Source organism: Paenibacillus sp. FSL R5-0923 (assembly GCF_038009145.1).
GTDB lineage: Bacteria > Bacillota > Bacilli > Paenibacillales > Paenibacillaceae > Paenibacillus_AQ.
On the sequence record NZ_JBBPAT010000002.1, the window covers coordinates 914,221 to 938,645 of the forward strand.

At 44.4% G+C, this 24,425-nt stretch carries 11 protein-coding genes and 1 pseudogene; 7 read left to right on the top strand and 5 right to left on the bottom strand.

Features of this window, described 5'->3' with window-relative positions; genetic code table 11:
* The first annotated feature begins 26 nt into the window (after window positions 1–26).
* The 4 genes and pseudogenes from MKX35_RS29285 to MKX35_RS29300 all read left to right on the top strand — a co-directional run bounded on the left by MKX35_RS29285 (window position 27) and on the right by MKX35_RS29300 (window position 7,377).
* Window positions 27–3,830, top strand: coding sequence for a GH32 C-terminal domain-containing protein (locus tag MKX35_RS29285; RefSeq protein WP_076298179.1), 3,804 nt, complete (start codon window positions 27–29; stop codon window positions 3,828–3,830).
* A gap of 275 nt (window positions 3,831–4,105) precedes the next feature.
* Window positions 4,106–5,086 carry an ROK family protein gene (locus MKX35_RS29290; protein ID WP_371916469.1) on the top strand — a complete coding sequence of 327 codons (981 nt, stop codon included), beginning with the start codon at window positions 4,106–4,108 and terminating at the stop codon, window positions 5,084–5,086.
* Between the two features lie 262 nt (window positions 5,087–5,348).
* A pseudogene (locus tag MKX35_RS29295) lies at window positions 5,349–5,648 on the top strand (MFS transporter); the annotation flags it as partial.
* A gap of 547 nt (window positions 5,649–6,195) precedes the next feature.
* Window positions 6,196–7,377 carry a sensor histidine kinase gene (locus tag MKX35_RS29300; protein ID WP_076298177.1) on the top strand — a complete coding sequence of 394 codons (1,182 nt, stop codon included), beginning with the start codon at window positions 6,196–6,198 and terminating at the stop codon, window positions 7,375–7,377.
* A gap of 203 nt (window positions 7,378–7,580) precedes the next feature.
* Here MKX35_RS29300 and MKX35_RS29305 read toward each other — a convergent pair whose 3' ends face one another.
* Window positions 7,581–9,512: an ATP-dependent DNA helicase gene (locus tag MKX35_RS29305; RefSeq protein WP_256716198.1), complete on the bottom strand. Its 1,932-nt coding sequence runs from the start codon at window positions 9,510–9,512 to the stop codon at window positions 7,581–7,583.
* 334 nt (window positions 9,513–9,846) lie between these two features.
* On the opposite strand from MKX35_RS29305, the gene MKX35_RS29310 reads away from it, so the two are divergent.
* Entirely contained in the window at window positions 9,847–10,293 is a 447-nt protein-coding gene (locus MKX35_RS29310; protein WP_076298175.1) for a V4R domain-containing protein, read from the top strand.
* 117 nt (window positions 10,294–10,410) lie between these two features.
* Here MKX35_RS29310 and MKX35_RS29315 read toward each other — a convergent pair whose 3' ends face one another.
* On the bottom strand, window positions 10,411–13,065 hold the full coding sequence (locus MKX35_RS29315) for a cation-translocating P-type ATPase (RefSeq protein WP_076298174.1): 2,655 nt from the start codon (window positions 13,063–13,065) through the stop codon (window positions 10,411–10,413).
* 556 nt (window positions 13,066–13,621) lie between these two features.
* On the opposite strand from MKX35_RS29315, the gene MKX35_RS29320 reads away from it, so the two are divergent.
* Window positions 13,622–18,067: an endo-1,4-beta-xylanase gene (locus tag MKX35_RS29320; protein ID WP_076298173.1), complete on the top strand. Its 4,446-nt coding sequence runs from the start codon at window positions 13,622–13,624 to the stop codon at window positions 18,065–18,067.
* 715 nt (window positions 18,068–18,782) lie between these two features.
* Here MKX35_RS29320 and MKX35_RS29325 read toward each other — a convergent pair.
* The 3 genes from MKX35_RS29325 to MKX35_RS29335 form a co-directional block, all read right to left on the bottom strand.
* Window positions 18,783–21,152, bottom strand: coding sequence for an MMPL family transporter (locus tag MKX35_RS29325; RefSeq protein WP_076298172.1), 2,370 nt, complete (start codon window positions 21,150–21,152; stop codon window positions 18,783–18,785).
* A 28-nt stretch (window positions 21,153–21,180) separates the two neighbouring features.
* Entirely contained in the window at window positions 21,181–21,798 is a 618-nt protein-coding gene (locus tag MKX35_RS29330; RefSeq protein WP_076298171.1) for a TetR/AcrR family transcriptional regulator, read from the bottom strand.
* A gap of 257 nt (window positions 21,799–22,055) precedes the next feature.
* On the bottom strand, window positions 22,056–23,498 hold the full coding sequence (locus MKX35_RS29335; RefSeq protein WP_256716212.1) for a DHA2 family efflux MFS transporter permease subunit: 1,443 nt from the start codon (window positions 23,496–23,498) through the stop codon (window positions 22,056–22,058).
* Between the two features lie 294 nt (window positions 23,499–23,792).
* On the opposite strand from MKX35_RS29335, the gene MKX35_RS29340 reads away from it, so the two are divergent.
* Window positions 23,793–24,374, top strand: a complete 582-nt coding sequence (locus MKX35_RS29340; protein ID WP_042185894.1) for a TetR/AcrR family transcriptional regulator — start codon at window positions 23,793–23,795, stop codon at window positions 24,372–24,374.
* Window positions 24,375–24,425: the final 51 nt, after the last annotated feature.

Sequence of the window (24,425 nt, forward strand, 5' to 3'; positions counted from 1 at the left end):
AATGATAGAAAAAGAGGGCAAAGAAGATGAAAAATAAAGGAAAAGTCGCAATATGCTTTCTTATGGTAACAGGACTTGTAATGACTTCAGCAGGCATTTATGTAGCAAATCCCGGGACTGGATGGGCTGCGCTCGCTGAACAGGAGGTAAGCAAACGAGCTAAGGAGGGACTTTCTATTTTTGAAAGCGTAACCAATACAAATACGAATTTGACAGGTTGGCAAATAAAAGGAAAAGGTAACTTGGTGGATACTCCTGAAGGAATCTTACTGACTTCCGATCCAAAAGAAAATGTAATGGCAATCTCCGAAACGGTGTCAGAGGATTTTATCTATGAAGCTGACGTCATGATCAAGGATATGCAAGCTGACGCGACCTTATTGTTCCGTTCTAATGAAGATGGCTGGGGCTCCTACATGCTCCAAATCGTACCGAATGCAGGTATGATTCGTTTACAAGACGCAAGTGGTGATGAAGGGAAATTAAAAGAGGAGCGAAAAGTTACAGTCAAGGCAGGCGAAATCTATCATCTCAAGGTGAAAGCAGAGGGGTCATCGCTGAAAGTATATTGGGACAATGCATATAAACCTGTGATTGAGGTTCAGGATAACGCGTATCGTACAGGTAAGCTAGGACTCAATGTATGGGATGGTTCTGTTTTGTTCCAAAACATAATCGTAAGTGATCTGAAAGGAAATTTGGGTGCTGTGGTTACAAATCAAGGACAATGGCAGCCTAATATCAGCGGCAAAAAAGGAATGGTAGCAAACCAGAGTAAGTCACTGCAAATATATAACAAACAAGCTGCTGATTTTGTATATGAAGGTAATATATCTCTTCGTCCTGATTCTGTTGCAGCGCTCGCCTTTCGTTCATCGGCTGATGGAACAAAGGGATATGAAGCTGCCCTTACGAAGGAAGGAAATCAGGTACGTGTAAGCTTGACGAACGCTAACGGAACAATCATTGTAAGTTCACGGCATACCTATCCAAGTCAGACCGGAGCAAAACATCACGTAGAGATAAAGGCAAATGGAAACAGAATTCAGGTCTTTCTAGACGGATACACCCCGGCTGCAATCGATCTAACAGATAAAACCTACACCGATGGATATGCAGGAATCGTCGTTAAACAAGGAACGGCTTACTTCCAGGATACTTATGTGACGGATGCTAGCAGTTATTATAATGAAAAATATCGTCCTCAATATCACTATACGCCAATTCGTGGTTCTGCAAGTGATCCGAATGGACTGGTCTACTTCGAAGGAGAATATCATCTATTCCATCAGGACGGAGGCACATGGGCACATTCTGTCAGTAAAGATATGCTGAACTGGAAGCGGCTTCCGATTGCGCTGCCGTGGAATGATCATGGACATGTCTGGTCTGGATCGGCTGTGGCAGATTTGACGAATGCATCAGGCTTGTTCGGGGATTCAGGAGGTAAGGGGCTAATTGCCTACTACACTTCCTATAATCCCGATGGCCCGAATGGGAATCAGCGTATCGGTCTTGCATACAGCAAGGACCAAGGTCGTACTTGGGAATATTCCAAGGAACGTCCAATTATTATTGGAAATCCCGGCGATAATGGAGATGAGCCTGGAGGTTGGGATTTCCGTGATCCGAAAGTGATTCGTGATAACGACAATAACAGGTGGGTCATGGTTGTATCCGGTGGAGATCATATTCGTTTCTTTACTTCAACGAATCTACTTGATTGGACCCTGACAGATAGTTGGGGATACGGGGACTATGTTCGCGGCGGTGTATGGGAATGTCCGGATTTGCTTCAGCTTTCGGTAGACGGAACATCACAGAAGAAGTGGGTTCTGATGATTAGTACAGGAGCGAATTCAAAAACAGGCGGATCAGATGCTGAATATTTTGTGGGTCATTTAACAGCGGAAGGTAAATTCGTAAATGATAATCCGGCAGGCATAGTATTGCGAACTGATTTTGGAAAAGAATTCTATGCATCAATGTCTTTTTCGAACATGCCAGATCATCGCAGTGTAATGATGGCTTGGATGACAAACTGGGACTATCCATTTGCTTTCCCGACTACCAATTGGAAAGGCGTACTGTCAATCCCAAGGGAAGTCTCATTAGTAACGACTAAAGATGGGATTCAGCTCGCCCAAAGCCCAATCAAGGAGTTAGAATCGTTACGTAGTCAGCTGTATTCTACAGCTAATAAAGTGGTGAGTCCTTCTTCTCAGAACCTACTGAAAGGCGTTACTTCTGGTGCGTACGAGATTGAAGCTGAAGTAGAAATTCCTGCAGGCAGTCAGGTCAATGAATTTGGCTTTAACGTTCGTGTAGGTGGAAATCAGAAAACGGTAGTTGGATATAAACCTAGTGAGAGTAAGATTTTCGTGGATCGGTCTGCATCTGGTTTGACGGATTTTTCGAGTTTATTTAATACAAGACATGAAGCGCCAATGCAAACGGAGAATAAGCGTGTTAAGATGCGTATCCTTGTAGACGAGTCTTCTCTTGAGGTTTTTGGTAACAACGGTAAAGTTGTTTTCTCTGATGTCATTTTTCCGGATCCAGCTAGCAGAGCTTTGAGCTTTTACACCAAAGGAGGCAACGTAAAAGTCGTATCTCTGAAGGTGAATCGGTTAGGCTCTGTATGGAATCAGGATTCCAATTCCGCTACCAAGATAATGATGGATACAAATGATCGGGAATTGAGCAAGGGGCAAAGCGACAAACTCTTGGCAATGGTAGAGAATGGAACAGGGAGTAGAGCACAGCCGCTGAAATGGAATTCCAGTAACAAGGATGTAGTTGAACTAAACGTGATGGATAACTCACAGGCAACCATTGTAGGAAAAAAAGAAGGCGAGTCTATCATTACTGTCTCTACCCCAAATGGGAAGACTTCAACAAGCGTATTAGTTAAGGTAACTGATGGTGAATTTCATACGAACTTAGGTGGATGGACTAAAGATCTTTCTGCGGCCTCTTGGGTCATTAGTGAAAATGGAATTCGTGGAAATTACTTGAGTGACGCGAATTATATCGCAGAGAAGCAGGCTGGAGACTTTACTTATGAAGCAGATATGATGTTAGGGAAATCCGGGGGAGCAGGCTCTATGTTGTTCCGCGCCAGCGAAGATGGACGCAGCGGATACTACTTAAATCTGGATCCGATTATGAAGTCCGTACGTCTCTTTTATAAAATCGAAGGCCGTTTTGAAGAGCGTCAAATACTGGCGAAAGTTCCGACGTTCATTCAGCCGGGTCAAACCTATAAAGTAAAAATCGAAGCGAAGGGCCCGCATATTGTGGTTTATGTGGACGGGCAGAAAGTGATCGACCTGCAGGATGGCACTTTTGCAGAAGGTCGCTTTGGATTACATGTATTTGGTGGATATGTTTCATATCAGAACGTTAACGTGAGCGGAGAAACACCTGCCAACTTGACCACATCCAGTCTAGTAAATGCAAAACTACAGAAATCTCTCTATACAGCAAATCTTGCAAATGGTGAAGCTGTTACCCTGAAGGATGCGAATGATTCTACGGATCAGAAGTGGGTGATCGTGCCGACGGGGGATGATGCAGGTTCCTATTCCATTCGTACAACAGCCGGTCAGGCGCTTGATCTAGACACTGGGCAAAATAAAATTCAGTTATACCATTATCTCGGATATAACAATCAGCGTTGGATTTTTCACAAAAATGATGATGGTACCGTAAGTATTATTTCTGCTCATCATAAGAAAGCGCTGGAAGTATCAGCGGATGGAACAACATTGTCTCTAAGCGAATTTGATCCTACTCTTGATCGGCAAAAATGGGTAATTACGAATTAACATGAGAATGATGGAACTAATGGGAGAGCGGCTAAAATTGGCGGCTCTTCTTCTTAATCATTAAAGGTCCTTTTTGTTAATCCGAGCCAGGTTCAATTCTTTGCAATTTAGTTTGATGGACCCCGAGATATAATAGTTAACACTGTCGTATTTAAGGTATGAAGATGAAAACTAGACGACATTAAGGTACAATCATACTTAAACGGAATACCTGATGAATTGATCCATACGTTCATCGAGCAGGGGGGCTTATGAGAACAGCAAACGCCAACTTAATGAAGGAAATTAACCTTAACAACGTTCGTCAAGTGATGAAACGTATAAATACAGCCACCAAACCCCAGCTGGCAGCACTGACCAAACTGAGCGTCGTAACAGTAAACTCATTAGTCAAGGAGCTGCACGAGTTAGGTGAGCTGTTCGAAGACTTGACTGTACCATCAAACGGCGGTAGGCCAGCACAAACTTATCGCTACAATTACAACTTCAGCCTCGGGCTGGTTATTTATCTGAAGGATAAAGAGGGACAGGTACTGATTTCAGCCACCGTTGTGAATTTGGAGAACGAGATTCTGGCGAAGGATGAACATATCATTCCAGTCTTCGAAAGACAATTTTTTTGTGATATTATTGAACACTCTATAGCCTTGTATCCTTCTATCAAGGTTATTGGCATAGGCATTCCGGGACAGGTTGTCAACGGCGAAATTAAAGTCAGCAGCCACCATGAGCTGACTGGCTCACGGATGATTCAAGAGATTGAGCAACAATTTGAGTTGCCTATCTTGGTTGAAAATGACGTTAATGCAGCTATCAGCGGATATTGCATGAACCAGGGAGAGGAAGAAGAACAGTACTTGCTCGGTCTTTACTTTCCAAACAGGTACCCACCTGGCATGGGTATCTATCTGAATGGAAAGATCCTTAAAGGTAATCAGGGTATGTCAGGGGAAATAAAATTCCTGCCCGACATGCCTGACTGGAGTCTCGAGATGGGCAAGGACACGTTCATCGATACTACCTGCCGGATTATCCAAACCCTGAATGCTGTTCTTGCTCCGGACAAAATTGTAATATATCAGGATAAGGTGGAATTAGAAATCTGGACATCTGCTTGGGAAGCTTATCAGCTTCGACATCCAATGCCCATTTATCCACAGATTGTTATGCAAGATACATTTCAAGAAGATTTCGAGGCCGGCCTGCGCTGGTTGACATTGAAGTCATTGGAGCCGGATTTGGTCGAGCTCCATTAAGAGGTTGTCCCATATGTCATGAGATGAATGACTTATGGGACAAGCCTCTTTTTTTTAGGTGATCAATATGAGTATTGATCCAATTGCTGATATGCACTGCACACTAATGATACAGCTCCAGATCAGTGAATGAGTTGCTTGACAAAGAAATGCTTATATCGCATACTTCATACATAGACTTTATAAAGTATATTTATTAAGTGTATGAATGTATTTCTTTACGGGTGCAACGAATCATTTTTATCACGAGGGGGAAGCATGCTTGTCTACCTGGTTTTTGATTATTATATATCTGGCTTTTATCAGTCTAGGACTTCCTGACTCTTTACTCGGCTCAGCATGGCCCGTTATCTGGCCCGAGATTGGTTCATCTCTTGGCTCGGCAGGTATCGTGTCCATGATCATTGCGGGAGGGACCATCGTGTCCAGTCTCTTCAGCAAAAGGATGGTCGAGCGTCTGGGTACGGGTAGAATCACATTGTTCAGTTGTTTCCTTACTGCGGTTGCGCTACTTGGATTTTTCATTGCTCCATCGATGCTCTGGTTCATAGTATTTGCCCTACTAACATTGATGTTTTTGAGTACAGAGACGATTAATAGATTGCTGATAAAACCCACGCAAGGGAGGGGATAAAGAGATGGTTTATATCATTTTATGCGCAATCATCTGGGTAGGAGTGTATTTGAATCTAGCCGCATCGAAGGAATCGATGGATGTGAAGCCTATTCGTTCCGTGAATGATCTGTTTGAATAATCAAGGAGCAACGTAAAAAGCATTTGATCCTAGATCAAATGCTTTTTTGATAGTACAAAGACATTATCGTTTCAATTGCATAGTTATACTAGAATGAGGAAGGTTAGCCTTTTGAAGGTAAGTAGGGGCTAACAAGCTCCCCTTGGTTATATAGATTTATCATACAAGTAATCAACACCCCAAATCATTCCGTTACAGGCGGAATAGCTTGGGGTGTTTCATTTTTTATAGCGCTTATAATTATTAATTAAGTAAAACTATTGGTTTTGTGAAATATAGTGACTTACTGTTACTTTTGAAGCAGGAAAATATACATATATATTGAATACAAAACAACAAAGAGGGAGGATGAAAATGTCATACAGAGCAAATGCATTACGTTCGTCATTAACCCTAGCTGTTCCAATTATTTTAGATAGGCATTATCATTCTATAACTATGAAAAATATCGAATCCGCCTGGTTTATAGAGACGCATAAGGAATTGTTAGATTCAACATTCAGCACGATATTAATGAGTATGATAGAGGCACTGTTCTTGGATTCCTTTGGTTACGACCAATACCTAAACCTACTAGAAAAAGAGGGGGTGGAGCGAGGGATTTATACTGCAGAAATATTCGGTGATCATTTTGATATCTTACTTGAAATGAGCAAGGATTTAAACTTAATCGCTCAGAATATGATGTTTAAGATCATTGAAGAGATGGAAGATGATTCTACGACTCGATTGTTTTTTTATAATCGTTTAATGGAAAGCAACTGGACCGGTTTTACGGGCTTTGCAAAGGGGTATTTATCTAATAAAAATCAACAGATTGACAATTTGCATGAACAAAAAATTGCTGTTATGGGACAAATGGCAGCTGGTATGGCACATGAAATACGGAATCCGCTTGCTTCGATTAAAGGATTTGCCCAGCTTGTAAATAACAGGCTATATGAACCGGTGATCAAGGCGGATGAATTGCGTGCGTATCTGGATATAACCATCAAAGAGATTGATGCTCTGAACGGATTAGTAACGGACTTCCTAGTACTGGCTCGAAAAGGAGATAGTTCGAAAAATACCGGCGTAGTATATAACGTTATCGAGGTTATACATAGAGTTAATAACATCGTGAATCAACTCATACTTAGTGATGATATTATTCTTTCCGTGGAGTATTCTCTAGAGAAAGTAATGACGTATGGAAACGCCTCTCAACTAGAACAGGTAATCCTTAACATTTTAAAAAATAGTATCGATTCATTCACAGCGTTTAGAGGCAGAATAGACATTACAGTTAGCACCGCTAATGAGACTAACGAAATTATCCTTATTTTTAAAGACAATGGAGAAGGAATTCCACTGGATAAACTAAATCGAATATTTGATCCCTTCTTTACAACCAAGCAAAAAGGGACAGGAATTGGATTATCAATTTGTAAACAATTAATAGAAATGTATGGGGGACAAATTAAGGTGGATTCAGAAGTTCAGGTAGGTACTAGCGTGATGGTTATTTTGCCTTGGGTAAATGATTATCACATTTGAGGCTACGAACAATTTGAATGATTGAATGAAGGATGATAAATGGATCATCAGCTTCGGAGAGCTGATACAGCAAAAATAAACAAGCCTGGCACAGAAGCTCTTCAGGCTTGTTTGTTTTTTTTCATGCTGAAAAGGATCATCCAAACGATACACAGTATCGCTATTCAAAAATACGCGTTCCTTAGAGGACGGTACAGCCTATTCTACTTAACGCTAAGTTGTATCTCTTTTTCTTTTACAAACTTCTCCAGCACTCTAAAATCCTCGGTAACCTTTTTAAATGGTAAAGATTCCAGCGCCTTATCCCGGTAATCCTTTTTCGCAGCAGCAGACAGACGGGAATCAAGTATGCTGAGTACACCAAGGTCAGTCTCACTACGGATCAGTCGCCCGGTTCCTTGTCTTAACCGAAGCAGCATGTCCGGTACAAAAACGTCATTTAAGGGATCCTTCGTCAAAGATGCTTTATATTCATAGACAGGATCGGAAGGAACAGGGAAGGGCAGACGGAAAATAATTAACTGAGACAAATCAGAACCTTCGATGTTCACGCCTTCCCAGAATACACCGGTACTAAGAAGGACGCCTTTACTGCCACGGAATTCAGCGATCACCCCGTCCTGAGACGATCCTTCTCTTTGAACATGCACCGCCCATGCTAGCTTCTCGGATTTTAACTTATTATGAATGTACTTCATATCTTCCTTCGCTGAAAAAAGAACCAATGTCCGTCCGTCCGTTAAATTACAGAGCCTCAGCATTTCCTTGTATGCCGCTTCAAGATAACCTACCTTGTTCTGATGGTTGTAGTAAGGGATGTCCTTAGCAATATACAGCATGGTGTGGTTGTCATAATCAAACGGCGAAGCCTGGCGCTCCATATAATCTCCCTTGTAACCGAGCGACTGCGTCAGATATGCATATTGTTCCTCTAGTGTTTCTCCGGTTTGGCACATGGTTGCTGACGTTAAAATAACAGATGTTTTCCCGTTAAATAAGCTATATCTTAGGAACTGGCTTATGCCTTTAGGACAGATACTAATAGTGGCCTCACGCTGGGTATTGCTTCCCCAAATCAGGTAGTTATCCTGGACTCCGGCGAGTACATCAAAGAGATCTATAAGTCCGTTCATGGCTTCAAAAAGATTATCGATCTCTCGCTCATGCTTGGAAGTTAAGACGGATAAGCTGAGATTAAACTCTTTCAAAACCTGAGCCCCCCGCTTTAACGGAATCCCTGTGATCTCCGACACTTTTATCCGGTCATTATCCTGCTTGGCTGTTTGCAGCAAATCCGTTTCTACCTGTTTGAAAATATGACCCATGCATCTTTTCAAAAATTTAAATTGCGGCAAAAGGCCGTTATCTGCGGATTGCTTGAAGAGAATCTGTAAGGTGTCATCCAGAATACGGCAGGTTCCCCGGTATGTAAACTCGAGCGTTCTAGCATCTCTAACCTTTGCTTCCAGATTATGAGCTTCATCAATTACGATCAGAGCTGGCCGTTCAGTGATTAATCCCTTCGTTCCTTCTTTTTTCTTGATCAAATCACGGATGAGCAGGTCCTGGTTGACGATAATAAAATCCATGTCGCTGGCGTCGGCGTTAATCTTCGCTCTCATCTCGTAAAATGAACATGTGCTTTTATAATGGCATCGTTCAAATTTACAATCATTCACACAAACATTAGACCATACTGCATCACTAACCCCGCCCTTAATGTCTGCTCTCTCATCAATGTCATAATTCACAATACGCTGGGCAAGTGTAGATAGAGGAGAGCTTGAATCATCAGGTTGTAACAGGTCTGCTGCCCTGTATCGGCAAGCATATTGCCCCATGCCTTTTCCGACTACGGAGCGAACCGATGTAAATCCGAGCCGGCTTCCGATGAATCTCAGATCTTTATGGATCTGTTCTGAAAGTTGTATGGAGGATGTTGCAATAATGATCGGTTGTCTTGAGACTTGGTTAATGAGCAGGCTGGGTATGAGGTATGCAAAGGACTTACCGATGCCGACTCCAGCTTCAATCATTGCGTTTCTACCATTAATATAAGCATCAGCGATATCCAGAGACATATCTTGCTGGCCGATCCGCTCTTTAAGTCCAATCCTGGGAAATCTATCATACATCCGAAAGATGGCATTGACTAAAGAGGGTTCGATGTCCTTTTTTAGCTCCTGCTTCTGTAATTTATATAGATCACTTAACCAGCTAATAACGACCGCCTCTTTTCAAAATCAATTTTCTTCCAGTCCCAGTTTTTTGGGTGAGGTTGTAATTATCATAGATGAAGCGCTAACAGTCAAGTGTCAGAATATAAAATAATGATTTTTAACCCTTGTTCTTCCAATCATTAGGGATAGGAAGTGCGTAGGATCACAAAGCATTTATTGGATACGTTTATACTCAATATATTAATTAAATTTGAAATATAAATTACATAAGAATTTGGAGGCTACGGGCATGGATCATTTTACTTTTACAGATATGAAAAAAATAAAGAGAGAAAATTTGGGTGATGCTGTACCCTTAGAGCTTTTCAGAACGATTAGACTTATTGGATTATACCAAGCGTTACCCATGAATGGTAAGGGCACAACGTTGACGATAGGAAGAAAAATTGGGGAAGAGTTTGGTGTTACCTCCGTTAATGAACTATTCGGGTTATTCGAACGAATGAAGATAGGGATCCCTATAATAACCCATGAAGATGACAAGGGAATGTCAATTGCAGTACACGATTGTTTCTGCGAAGGGTTACCTATTATGGAAGGGAAAATGGTATGTGACCTAGAGGGGGCCATTATCGAAGGAGCACTTAGCAAAATACGTGGGAAACGAGTTTCCGTCCGGGAAGTGAAATGTAATGTTCATGGGGATGAATGTTGTGAATACATAGTCAAATATTAAAGTTTACGTGATATTTTGATCATAATACGGATGTTTGAATCAGATCTGAAAATGACAGAAGAACAGCGATTCTCCATCCTTGGAGAATCGCTGTTTTGATTTTTTGTTCAATTGTGATTAAGAAACTGATTTAGGAGTAAACGCTCTACGAATAACCTTCGTCAATTCCATTAGGATGACGGCGCCGAGTGCCAGACCGCTTGCAATCAGCCAATCGGACATTCCGAATGAAGCTGGAATCGAGAAGATTTCTCTAACCCCTGGCAGAACCGCAATCCCGTAAAAGGCAAAGCAGACCAAAACGGCTCCGATGACGTATTTGTTGCTGAAAAACCCAGCTTCAATAGCTGTTTGACTGTTCGAGCGAGCGGCAAAGGTCTGAAGTGTACGAGACAGGATCAGGGTTGTAAATGCCATAGCCACGCCCATATCAGGGGAATGCTGGAGTCCGATATACAGGGATATAATTACGGCTATACCTATAAGTAGACCACGGGTAATAATAGCCTGCATCATTCCTCCGGCAAATATACCTTCCTTCAGTTCTCTTGGATTTCTGTTCATCACGTTAGGTTCAGGTTTCTCCATACCAAGGGCAATGGCGGGCAGTGAATCATTCGCCAGATTGATAAATAGAAGCTGAATCGCTGTGAAGGGATTAATCCAGTCGAAGATCAGGGCAAACAGAATGGCGATAATCGCACCCAGGTTGCCTGAAAATAAATAGGCAATCGCTTTTTTGATATTGTCGAATACCGTTCTGCCTACAGACACAGCATTCACAATGGATACAAAATTATCATCAGTCAAAATCATGGCAGCCGCATCTTTAGCAACATCGGTTCCACTGCCCATAGCAACACCGATATCTGCTTGCTTCAAGGCAGGCGCGTCATTTACACCATCACCGGTCATAGCAGTGATTTTGCCTTTTCGCTGCCACGCCCGGACAATTCTGATCTTATTCTCCGGAGAGACTCGTGCGTACACACCAATCTGCTCAAGCTTATTATCCAGTTCTTCATCGGACATGGCATCAAGCTCTTGACCGGTTACGGCAATTTCTTTTTCGGTCATAAGGCCGATATCGCGTCCGATCGCTTGTGCGGTTGTCTTATGATCACCAGTAATCATGATAGTCCGAATTCCAGCCTTCTTGGATTCTGCGATCGCGCCATAGACAGCTTCCCGAGGGGGATCAATCATAGCTGTCAAGCCTACGAGCACCAGATTTTGTTCATCCTCAAGACCCACTTCAGTGACCGTATTTGGTACAGTTTTGTAAGCATAGGCAAGTACACGTAGTGCTCTGCTGGAGAATTCCTCATTGGCTTCAATGAAACGATCAAGAACTTCCGGTGTCATCGGCACTTCTTGTCCACTTAGTAGTACATGCGTACAAAGACTAAAGAGTACATCTGGTCCGCCTTTAGTGATCATTGCTTTTTGTCCGTTAAAAGTGTGTAAGGTCGTCATTAGCTTGCGATCAGAGTCAAAAGGAAGTTCGGCTTCACGAGGGAAATTGTCGCGTATTTCCTTGTAATCTTTATTCATGCTGTTACTGAAGGCAATAAGTGCCACCTCAGTTGGATCGCCTAGTTCTTTACCATCTTCATTAATGTTAGAGTCGTTACAAAGCACGGCAATGTGTAGGAGGCGCCGGGCTTCCTCAGACCATTCTTCGGGCTCTTGATTGAATTGATCACGTTCACCTTCCGGTAAAAAGTAATCTACAACCGTCATTTTATTTTGGGTCAGAGTACCGGTTTTGTCCGTACAGATGACACTGGTTGATCCAAGTGCTTCGACGGCTGGCAGCTTACGAATAATCGCATGTTGCTTAGCCATTTTATTCGTACCTACGGATAAGACAATCGTTACAATCGAGGATAGAGCTTCAGGAATAGCGGCGACTGCCACAGCGACTGCAAACATTAGGGCATTCAGAATGGCTTCCGTGGTATCCACTGTATCATTCGACAGCCAAACACGTCCGGCTTGGATGGCAAAGATCAAAACGGACAGCACGATAATCGCTACACCCAACTGCTTGCTAAAGGTTTCGAGCTTACGCTGTAGTGGCGTCTGCTTGGCTTCGGCGCTCTCAATGAGTTCAGCGATTTTGCCGATTTCGGTTGTCAGTGCAGTTCCTGTTACTACAAGAGTTCCACGGCCATATACAACCAAAGAACCGCTAAACGCCATATTACGACGGTCCCCGAGTGGAGATTCCTTTGCGATGGTATCCGTATGCTTCTCTACAGCTTCGGATTCTCCGGTCAGCATGCCTTCATTGATCTTCAAGCTTCCCGATTCTATGATACGGCCGTCGGCAGGTACAAAATCTCCAGCCTCCAGTAATACGATATCACCGCGAACAAGCTCTCTGGCAGGGACGGTTTTTAAGGCTCCATCCCGCAACACTTTAGCCTCGGGTGCCGACATCTGCTGCAGGGCATCAAGTGAACTCTCCGCTTTACGAGTTTGGATGACACTTATAACTGCATTGAGAATCAACACGAGGAAAATGATAAGCGACTCCATAACTTGACCCATAACAATCTGGACAATGGCCGCAATAAGCAGTACGACCACCATAGGGTCCTTGAAATTTTCAAGAAAAAGCTTCCAGAGGGGATCTTTTTTCTTTCCTTTTAATTCATTGTAACCATCACGTTCCAGTCGTTTGTCGACTTCTGCCGACGTAAGCCCGTTAGTTGTACTCTGCACTTCCTGTAAACTGTCTGTTACATTCTTGCGGTAATACTCCACTAATGATAGCTCCTCTCCGCTGTGCTGTGTCTTTTTTTAGGTCTCATAAGCTTCGATTTACTGCATAAGTGCACATAACTGCGTGTTCTACACAAGTATGGTATATCAGTTCGTCAAATCAGTAGACTTCAGGACCTATCTTCAAACTTACGATTCAACTTGGCGCAAGTTTCAAAATATGGAGCTTAGTATGCGCATATCTAAAAAAAGATCATTCGTAATCGTCCATATTGTGAAAACTTTTTAATGAATAGTATTGGATTACCTATGAAGAAGTCTTAATACGTGGGAAGACATAGGGAATTCCTGGATCTTTCGTGTGTTTTCCTATGATTATGGGGGGTAACACCTTTAGTATTAGTATAGTTGTGGATTGTGTCGGAGTTGTAAAATGGTGTAAGCACATATGTAAGCGGTTACAAATGGGGGTGGATCTTTAAGAAAAAATCTGGCTATGTCTAAGTTACCAATGCTGTTATCTCATTTTAAAGGGCTGGTTCTAGAAAATTTAGGTGAGTACCTAATTTCCAAAATCACTGGAGGAGGAATGCAACAAATGAGTAGAATGTTTAAACAAGTCATCTCGATCTTACTCGCAGCTGCTTTGCTTATTCCGTCTAGCTGGCTGGCTCCGATTACGGAAGCTGCAGCACCCGATGCGACAGTACCATCAGACTCAGTAATGGTATATCACGAAACCTTTGCGAATGGCAAAGGCATCGCAGGCCAATCGGGCAGTGCTAGTCTTACTCCTGTCACCGATAAAGCATTTGCTGGCAATGCTGACGGAGCGGCTTTATATGTAAGCAACAGAACAAATAACTATGACGCGGTTGATTTCAAATTTAGTGACATGGGCCTAGAAAACGGTAAAACCTACATGGTGACCGCATCCGTTTATGTTGACGCTGATGTGACTGTACCTAGCGGCGCACAAGCTTATCTCCAAACCATAAACAGTTATAGTCTTTTGGCAAGTGTAAATTATGAAGCAGGTAAAGCGATCACCTTGACTAAAGAATTCACTGTGGATACGAGTAAAGATACGACGCTACGTATTCTGTCGGACGAGATTGGTAAAACCGTTCCGTTTTACATTGGGGACGTCCTCATCACGGCAAAAAAAGCGGTAACAGAAACGGATAAAGAAATTTACCACGAATCTTTTGTGAGTGGCAAGGGTTTAGCTACACAATCAGGTAGTGCTAATCTAACAGCTGTCACCGGTAAGGTTTTTGCTGGTAATGCTGATGGTGCCGCTTTATATGTTAGCGATAGAACAAATGACTGGGACGCGGCTGATTTTACTTTTAGCGACATAGGCCTGAAAAATGGTAAAACCTACACGGTGACCGCAACAGTGTACGTTGATCCTGATGTGACTGTACCTAGCGGTGCACAAGCTTATATACAAGCGATAGGCAGTTATGCCCTTTTGGCAAGTGGGGATTATGAAGCTGGCAAAGGGATCGCTTTGACGAAAGAATTCATCGTAGATACGAGTAAAGATACGAAACTTCGCGTCCAATCGAACGCGATAGGGAAAATAGTTCCGTTCTATATCGGCGATGTGTTGGTTACAGAAAAGGTGACAGCAGAGCCGACACCAATACCAACACCAGAACCACCTAGAGATCCAGCGTTGCCTTTTACCACGGTTACTTTTGAGGATCAAAAAGCAGGTGGTTTTGAAGGCAGAGCAGGTAGCGAGACGCTTACTATTACCGATGAAGCGAATCATACGAATAACGGTTCATATGCTTTAAAGGTAGAGGGCAGAACGAGCACCTGGCATGGGCCTTCATTACGTGTGGAGAAATATGTGGACAAGGGCTACGAATATAAAATTTCGTTATGGGTCAAGCTGATCCAGCCTGCAAGCTCCCAGCTTCAGCTGTCTACCCAGGTTGGCAATGGAAGCAGCGCCAATTATGTACAACTCTCACCTAAAACCATCAGCGCAAACGATGGCTGGGTTCAGTTCGAAGGCACATACCGCTATAACAATGTAAGCAGCGAGTATTTGACCATTTATGTGGAAAGCTCAAGTAACAGTACTGCATCTTTTTATATCGACGACATCAGCTTTGAAAAAACAGGATCGGGTCCGGTTGGTATTCAAAAGGATCTGATTCCCATTAAAGATGCTTATGAAGATCATTTTTTGATCGGAAACGCAATATCTGCGGAGGATTTGGAAGGCGTAAGACTTGAACTTCTGAAAATGCATCATAATGTCGCTACGGCAGGTAATGCCATGAAGCCGGATGCGTTGCAGCCTACAAAGGGCAACTTCACGTTCACTGGTGCGGATGAGCTTGTAGATAAAGTGTTGGATGAGGGAATGCAGATGCATGGCCATGTATTGGTATGGCATCAGCAATCACCAGCATGGATGAATACAACATCAGATGCAGACAACAACACGATCCCCTTGGGACGGGATGAGGCTCTAGATAATTTGAGGGCTCATATCAAAACCGTTATGGAGCATTTTGGCGATAAGGTGATCTCCTGGGATGTTGTCAATGAGGCGATGAGTGATAACCCGTCTAACCCAACGGATTGGAAAACTGCACTGCGATCCGCCCCATGGAAGAGTGCTATCGGCGCAGACTACGTAGAGCAGGCATTCCTGGCGGCAAGAGAAGTTCTAGATGCGAATCCTGACTGGAATATTAAACTCTATTACAATGATTATAATGAAGATAATCAGAATAAAGCGCAGGCCATTTACAGTATGGTCAAAGAAATTAATGATAAATATGCGCTCACTCACCCTGGTAAATTGCTTATTGATGGTGTCGGCATGCAAGCACATTACAGCATCAATACAAACCCGGAAAATGTGGAGCGGTCCTTGGAGAAGTTTATTTCCTTGGGAGTTGAAGTTAGCATTACCGAGCTGGACATTCAGGCTGGAAGCAACTATCAGCTTTCTGAGAAGCTCGCTAATGCGCAAGGTTACCTGTATGCGCAGTTGTTAAATATCTTCAGAGCTAACGATGAGCATATCAAACGTGTTACCTTCTGGGGTATGGATGATAACACGAGCTGGAGAGCTTCTTCCAATCCACTGTTGTTTGATAAAAACTTGCAAGCCAAGCCATCATATTATGGTGTTATCGATCCTGATACGTTCATTGAAGAGCATGAGCCTGAAACGGTTGAAGCCAATCATTCGACCGCCAAATTCGCTGCACCTGTCATTGATGGAACGGTTGACGAGATCTGGAGCCAGACCGCTGAAATGCCGATCAACCGTTATCAAACAGCTTGGCAGGGTGCGAGCGGAGTGGCAAAAGCACTCTGGGATGATCAAAATCTTTATGTCCTGATCCAGGTTAGCGATACGCAGCTTGATAAGAGCAGTGTGAACGCACATGAACAGGATTCGGTTGAAATCTTCGTGGACCAAAACAATGGGAAAACAACGTTCTATCAAGAGGATGATGGGCAGTACAGAATCAATTTTGACAATGAGACTTCATTTAATCCCACAAGCATCGCAGCTGGTTTCGAGTCGGCGACTCACATTTCCGGAACAAACTACACGGTTGAAGTGAAGATTCCGCTTCATGGGGTAACTCCGGATGACGATACAAAGCTTGGTTTCGATGTACAGATCAATGATGCTAAAGACGGCTCACGTCAAAGTGTTGCGGCTTGGAACGATACAACCGGTACTGGATATATGGACACATCTGTTTATGGTGTACTTACCCTCAAGGGGAAATCTACCGGTTCGGAACCGACGCCAACACCAACGCCAACACCAACTGGTAGTAGCAACACTGGTAGTGCAGTAACAACTCCACAGCCTGTAGCCATTGCAAACAAAGATGGTGTTGTTACGATTACACTGGAGGTGAAATCCGATAACGGGCGTGCCGTAGGCACGATCTCCAGCGACAATTTGAAAAAAGCGCTTGAACAAGCTACAGCAGCGGCAAACGGCAAGAAACAAATCGTGATCGAAGTACCAAAGCAAACGGATGCGAAAGTGTATGATATACAATTGCCAACCCAAAGCTTGATGGGGAAAGAAAACTTTGAACTACTGCTTAAGACGGAAAATGCTACAATCCAAATTCCAAGCAATATCCTGCCCGACTTAACAGACCATGCTGAGCAAGTGTCCATACGCATAAGTAAAGTCTCAGCGGACAGCCTGAGTGCAGCTACCCACAATTTGATCGGCAACCATCCGGTTATTGATCTAAGCGTAGTATCAGGCGATAAAGTCATTCCATGGAATAACCCTAACGCTCCTGTCACGGTATCCATTCCGTATACACCGACAGCGGAGGAGCTAAGTAATCCGGATTTAATCGTTGTTTGGTACATCGATGATAAAGGCAACGTAGCTCCGGTTCCGAACGGCCGATATGATGCTGCAACCCAAACGGTTGTATTTCAAACGACCCACTTCAGCATTTATGCAGTAACCATTGTAAAGAAAAACTTCGGAGACCTGCAGAACGTATCTTGGGCAAAACAAGCCATAGATGTTATGGCTGCTCGCGATGTCATCCAAGGAACGAGCGTGAATAGCTTCTCACCTGCAGATTCTATGAAGCGAGCGGATTTCATTGCTCTTCTCGTGAGAGCGCTTGAACTGAAGGGAACGGGCAAAAGTGCAGCATTGTTCAGCGATGTCCAAAAGACGGACTATTATTATGATGAACTGGTCATCGCGAAGGAACTGGGAATTGCTACAGGGTTTGAAGATGATACGTACAGACCAAACAGCGGTATCTCCCGTCAAGATATGATGGTGCTGACAGCACGCGCGCTGGCGGCATCAGGCAAGCAAGTCAAGGCGAGTGGAGCTTTGAGTGCTTATCTGGATGAAGCAAGCATCTCCAGCTATGCGAAAGACAGCGCATTATTGTTGGTCAAATTCGGAGTTGTGAACGGAAAGAACGATAGAATTGCGCCTAACGACACGCTTACCCGTGCTGAAGCAGCAGTTATCTTGTACCGCATCTGGAAGCTGTAGGCTAGCTTTGAGAGAAAGTCTTTATAGGCGGTTACAAGAAATATCAAAAAAAACGTAACGACAGAAAACAGCGATTCTCCCATCCATGGAGAATCGCTGTTCTTGTTTTTGTATAGAACACAACGGATATGGGCTATGCCAGAAATGAGTTCAAGGGGTGCACGAAAGGAGTACCGGAGCCCGTGTTTATTGGCTTCTTTATAGGAGTTGCTTTTTGTTCCTCGCTTCAGGGTCAAACCTATAGAATTATGGGGAAATCCTCCCTATAATTCTACATTAAAAGCTCATGTGGAGAGATTATAGGGAAATCATCCCTATAATTCAGCTGAACTCGGTGTGTTTTATTGAAATTGACCAATATATAGGGAGAAATTCCGTATAATATGCTCTTATAACAGCTGTCAGCTAATTTAAAGGGAAGATTTCCCTATAACACGTTCCACCTAAGCAAAATGCTCCTCTACATTGGAGTTTTACTCGCCAAACCACCGAAAATCTGTGGAAAATACAACAAGATGTGCTCCGTAAGCTACAAATTTAAACTAACAGAAGCCAACTCACCCAACAGGGTAATTTGTTCGTCGATCAATATAGAGAAGATTTCTCTGACACAGGAGAACTGCAATGCCTTAAAAAGTAAAGCAGACCCTGCAGGTAGTTCGCAGGGTCATGCTCTTCAAAATTTTGGGAGGACAGTTCAAAGGCTATCCTCTTCTTATTTCTTACCTTCTCCCTTGGCATTAAGCATGGCGATCAGCTTATCGCCCTCGACGTCGAGGTTCGGAAGCAGACGGTCTAGCCATTTCGGAAGCCACCAGGCTTTGTCGCCGAAGAAGGCCATTACCGCCGGAACGAGCGTCATGCGGATGATGAAAGCATCGATCAGGATGCCGAAGGCCAGTGCGAATCCGATCTGCTTGATCATCGCATCAGGTGCGAAGATGAAGCCAGCGAAGACGGAAACCATGATTACGCCTGCGGCAAGTACGACGCGGCTGGCGAGATCGTAGCCGTGAACGACACTGTCGTTGCCACGACGTCCGTGGACGTAAGCCTCACGCATGGAGCTGACGAGGAATACCTGATAATCCATCGCCAGTCCGTACAGAATGCCGGTGACCAGAATTGGCATAAAGCTGAGCAGTGGGCCTCCTGTGTCAAAACCAAACAGGGAGTGCAGCCATCCCCACTGGTATACGGCCGTGGTTAGACCGAAAGTAGCGAGCACACTGAGAATGAAGCCTACCGTCGCCTTGATCGGAACGATGACCGACCGGAAAACAAGCAGCAGTATAATTAGGGATAGAATTACGATGATGCCGATATACACGGGAAACGCATCGGATAGCTTGGAGGACATATCGATGTTGATCGCAGTGAAGCCGGTCACACCAAGTGTTACATCATTTGATGATGCGAGGCTGGAATCGGGATCGCGCAGATCCTGTACCAGATCTCTCGTTTTTGTATCTGTAGGGCCGGTTTTAGGGATTAGACTGATAATAGCAATATCTCCGGTCGCGTTGACACCCATCGGGGACACCAGCGTGACGTTATCATGCATTTGCAGCTCTTGAACCAGCTTACCAAGCGTCTGCATTGAAATCTTGTCGGACGGTTTGTTTGGTTGGGCCACCAGTAGTAGCGGACCGTTGAACCCTTCGCCGAAGCCCTTGGAGATGATGTCATAGCTCTGGCGTGCTGGAGTGTCCAGATTTGCCGAGGCGCCAGACGGAATACCTAGCTCCATTTTGGTTACTGGAATCGCCGCTGTACCAAGAACCAAGACCACTAGAACAATGATAGCCCAGCGGTATTTTACCGTTGCGTTCGCCCAGCGGTGTGAGAACCCGTGACGGGCTTTGTTCGCGGAAGCTACGTTCTTTGAACGTGCCTTGGCGGTGCAGATCCGTTCACCGACCAGACCCAGTAGCGCAGGCAGCAGGGTAAGCGCCAACAGAACAGTGATCAGCACGCTGACAGCAGCAACGAGAGCCATGGTTGACAAGAAGCCGATGCCGATGACCAACATGCCGCAAAGGGCGATGATGACGGTCAGTCCGGCGAAGAATACTGCACTGCCGGCGGTGCCGACCGCTCGGCTTGCTGCTTCCTTGGCACTTAAATTCTCATCGAGAATTAACCGTCGCTGCCGGTTCACGATAAATAAGGAGTAGTCGATACCAACAGCCAGACCGATCATGACTGCGAGAATGGGTGTAATGTCATTCATGTGCACAATATTCGAAAGAGCAAAAGCACCGCCGACGCTAATCGCGACGCCAAGGAGCGCGGTGATCAGCGGCAGTCCGGCTGCAACAATCGAACCGAGTGTAATAAACAGCACAACTGCTGCGACGGCTACGCCGATCGCTTCCGTAGATCCGATGGACGGTGTGCTTTTGAGCGAATCACTCGGAATGGCTGTGATCCCGGAGCCTGCCTGCTCGACTTCGGTTACAGCCTTAATCACGTTATCTGGTACAGAAGAGGGGAGTGATGTCTGCTGAACAGTGAACTGGAATTGGAACAGGGCGATGCTGCCGTCGGCAGACAGCATGACGCCGGGAACCGGAGCACCATCAACGATTAGTGGCCCGTAAGGAACGGCCTGAACCGCAGCAGTAGCTTGACCCGCAGCGTCTGTCTGACTCGCAGCCGCCGAAGGGTCCGCAGTGGCAGTTTGGCCACCGGCAGCTGCTGATGGGTCTGCTCCTGCAGCTTGACCCGCAGCCGCCGCGGCTTGCGCGGCCAGTTCAGCAGGATTGATGATATAGTCCATGCTGTAGACATCATTTATAGCCTTCAGAATCAGTGCTGATCTCTCCGGCGTATCTAGCCGTTCTCCATCAGGCGCGGTGAAGGCAACGCTCGCCTGACCGCCAGCAGCTGCTGGAAGTTCCTTGACCAGCATATCCAGTACTTTTTGCGATTCAGTGCCCTCAATTTTCATTTCCGAGCTGGATTGGATGCCATTGACACCAAGCAGGGCGCCTATAACACCGAGAATCAGAATCCAGACGGTAAGGAAATACCAGGGCTTGGTATATGCAGATTTGCCCAATCGGTATAGAAATGTAGACATATTATGGTTTCTCCTTTGTATCTCTAAATTAAAAGCCTTTGCGTAAATAAGTAAACATGGAATTTAGATATTGATCGAACGATATGGCATCGGAGTGTTCATCCTGCGCTTCACCTGGTAGCATGACGTTCAGACGTCCATCCAGAATCGGCACGAACGCTCCGTAAACGGCACCAGCGAGAAGATGTGTATACCCGTCGGCATAACGTCCATGAGTGAACTGTTCGAGCACTTCCTGCGCGGCAATCTGCAGGCGGCGGAATACGCTGAGGATATAAGGCTCCAGCGACTGATACTGATTAGCCAGCGATACAAACTGCCGCAATTGATACAGAAACTCGGAAGTAAACTGCAGCTTGAACAATTTGTATAAGGCATCCAGCGGTGTTGCATCTGGGGGCAGATTCTCGAATAACATGCTCTTATCTTCTCTTGAAGAGTTGCTGATAAAATATGCTGCTACCGCCTCTTCTTTGCACGAGAAGTAGTTGGCAAAGGTCCGCCGGGAGTAGCCAGCCTTCTGGACAACGTCGTCGACGATGAAGCCGTCCATCCCTAGTTCAAGCGCAAGCTCGAAGGCGGATTTGGCTAATGCATAGGCCGTGGCTTCTTTTTTTTTGTCGCGCAATGTCGGTTTTGGGTTCAAATTCGATGAGATCTCCTTTCTTAAGTACAGAGAATTCGCTGTGCTCTATTTTCCATTTTTATATTATTGCCCAAAGGGCAAAATTGCGCAATGGGCAATTTTTTAGAAGCGAGTGGAGGTTACATTCAGGATACAGGGTAGTGAACCGCCCGAGCTTGTAAGCAGGGTAGTTGTCAGACTAAAAAGAGATCAGCGATGATTTACATCGCTGATCTCTTTTGCAGGTTACTTAAAATAGTACTAATTGCTTCTATATATTAAGCTTCTTTAGCAATAATTTTTTTGAGCTTCACTTCGGGTTCTTGCTCCGGAGCAGGCGCTTGCCCAACACGTTTAATGAAGAAAGAGAGCAGCAGACCGAGAACACCGATGCCCACAATAACTAGATAGGAATCATTGATACCTTGGATAGAGGCTTCCATGAGCATATGTTCCTTTGTTCCGGTCTGTGTGCTGCCTGCAGCCATCATATCCTTCATATGCGTTGTAGTACGGCTTGTCATTACGGTGACGAGTAAGGAAGTTCCCACTGCGCCAGCCACTTGTCGAATGGTATTCGAAATTGCTGTACCGTGCGCACTAAGCTTGGAGGGCAATTGATTTAACCCTAAAGTTTGTATTGGCATAAGGAGCAGAGCCATACCGATCCGGCGGCCTGTTGACATATATACCAGATACATGTAACTGGTTGAGTCCGTTAAATTAACAAAGCTTAGCGTAGTTGCAATTGTAATCAGTAGACCGATAATAGCGAGCCACTTTGCCCCGAACCGGTCGAACAGCTTTCCGGTTACCGGCATCAATAAACCCATAATGAGCGCACCAGGAAGCAGCAGTAAGCCGGATTCCATCGCTGTAAAGCCACGGGCATTTTGCAGATACAGAGGCAGCAGCATCATATCTGCATACATCACAATTGTAACTGCGATACTGATGACAGTTGTTAAGGAGAACATACTGTATTTGAAGGCCCGAAGATCAAGCAGCGGGTTTTGGGAAGCTAGTTGCTTCCAAGCGAATAAGCCAAGGGAAAGGACACCCAATCCAAGAGACAACAGTACTTCCGCGCTTGACCAGCCTGCGCTGGCAGCACGGCTGAAGCCATACAGCAAGGTGCCAAAACCGATAGTAGAAAGAACTACGCCAACAATATCCAGCTTAGGATAGATGCGCTCCGATACATTTCTCAAATAAATAAATCCACATATGATTACAATGACGGTCAAAGGAATCATGCCATAGAACATAGTCTCCCAAGAATAATGCTCCAAAATATATCCGGCCAGAGTAGGTCCAATCGCAGGTGCGAAAATAATGGCTAACCCTACCATCCCCATGGCAGCCCCTCTTTTTTCAGGAGGGAACAGGGTCAAAATAACATTTGTGAGCAGTGGCATGATAATTCCAGCACCAGCTGCCTGAATCATACGCCCGATCAGCAGAATAGGGAAGTTAGTTGCGAGAGCCGAGACGATCGTTCCAGCTAAAAATATAAACATGGAAGCTTGAAAAAGCTCTCGCGTCGTAAACCGTTGCATCAAATAAGCTGTAATTGGGATTAGAACACCATTAACCAGCATATAGCCTGTTGTCAGCCACTGAGCGGTAGCAGCCGAGATATTAAAATCATGCATTAACTCGGGAACGGCAACGCTCATTACTGTCTGATTCAGTGTCGCAAGAAAGGCGCCCAAAATCATAATGAATAAGATGGGTCCCTTTTTTACGGAACTGCTTGTTACTTCTGTCTTTGTACTCACTCCACTCCATCCTTTCAAATCGTTGATCATGGACTAAATTTACAGTGTGTTGTATAGTTTACAATGCATGAATTAGATTATAAATGAAATTTTCATGTAATCAAGCAACGATTTGCGAAAAAATGTAAAATAGTTTACATTCGTTTTAAATTTGTAGTGTTTTCTCATTAAAAAACAACAATTATTTAAAAATTGTAGTTTACGATATGAAAGTTAAAGATTGGAGAGAGTAAGATGAATAACACAACGCAACGTACAGATCCCCGGGTACTTCGTACACGTCAATTGCTTAGAGATGCTGTGATTGAATTGCTTGAGGAAATGGATATTGAGAAAATATCAGTAAACCGTATTGCAGAGCGGGCTAAAATCAATCGTGTTACTTTTTATCTGCATTATCGGGATCTCCCGGATATGTTGGAAAAGATGGCGGATGAAATGGTGGAGGACATTTTACAAGTGGTCAACAACGATGACAACGATCACGAATCGGTTGAAGAAGAGAATTTGAGGATACTAGAGAGTCTGCTTAAGCATATTGCGGAAAATGCCAAATTCTATAAAGTGATACTCACATCGAAAAGAAGCCCTATTTTTACAGACCGTCTGTTCAACTTGATGGCGGAAATCATCTCTGCACACCAGGAGAAAAAGGAGGGTGCTGCTGAGCATTCCAAGATGCCCATACAGAAGGACATTGCCGTTTGGTACGGTTCAGCAGCCCTAATTGGCACGGTTATTTCTTGGCTTCGAGATGACATGCCCTATACGCCAGTGTATCTTGCCAGACAAATTAGTATGCTGCGTGCGAACTAGTCAAATGAATACGATCGTACATCAAAAGCCGTGCATCGCTGCGCGGCTTTT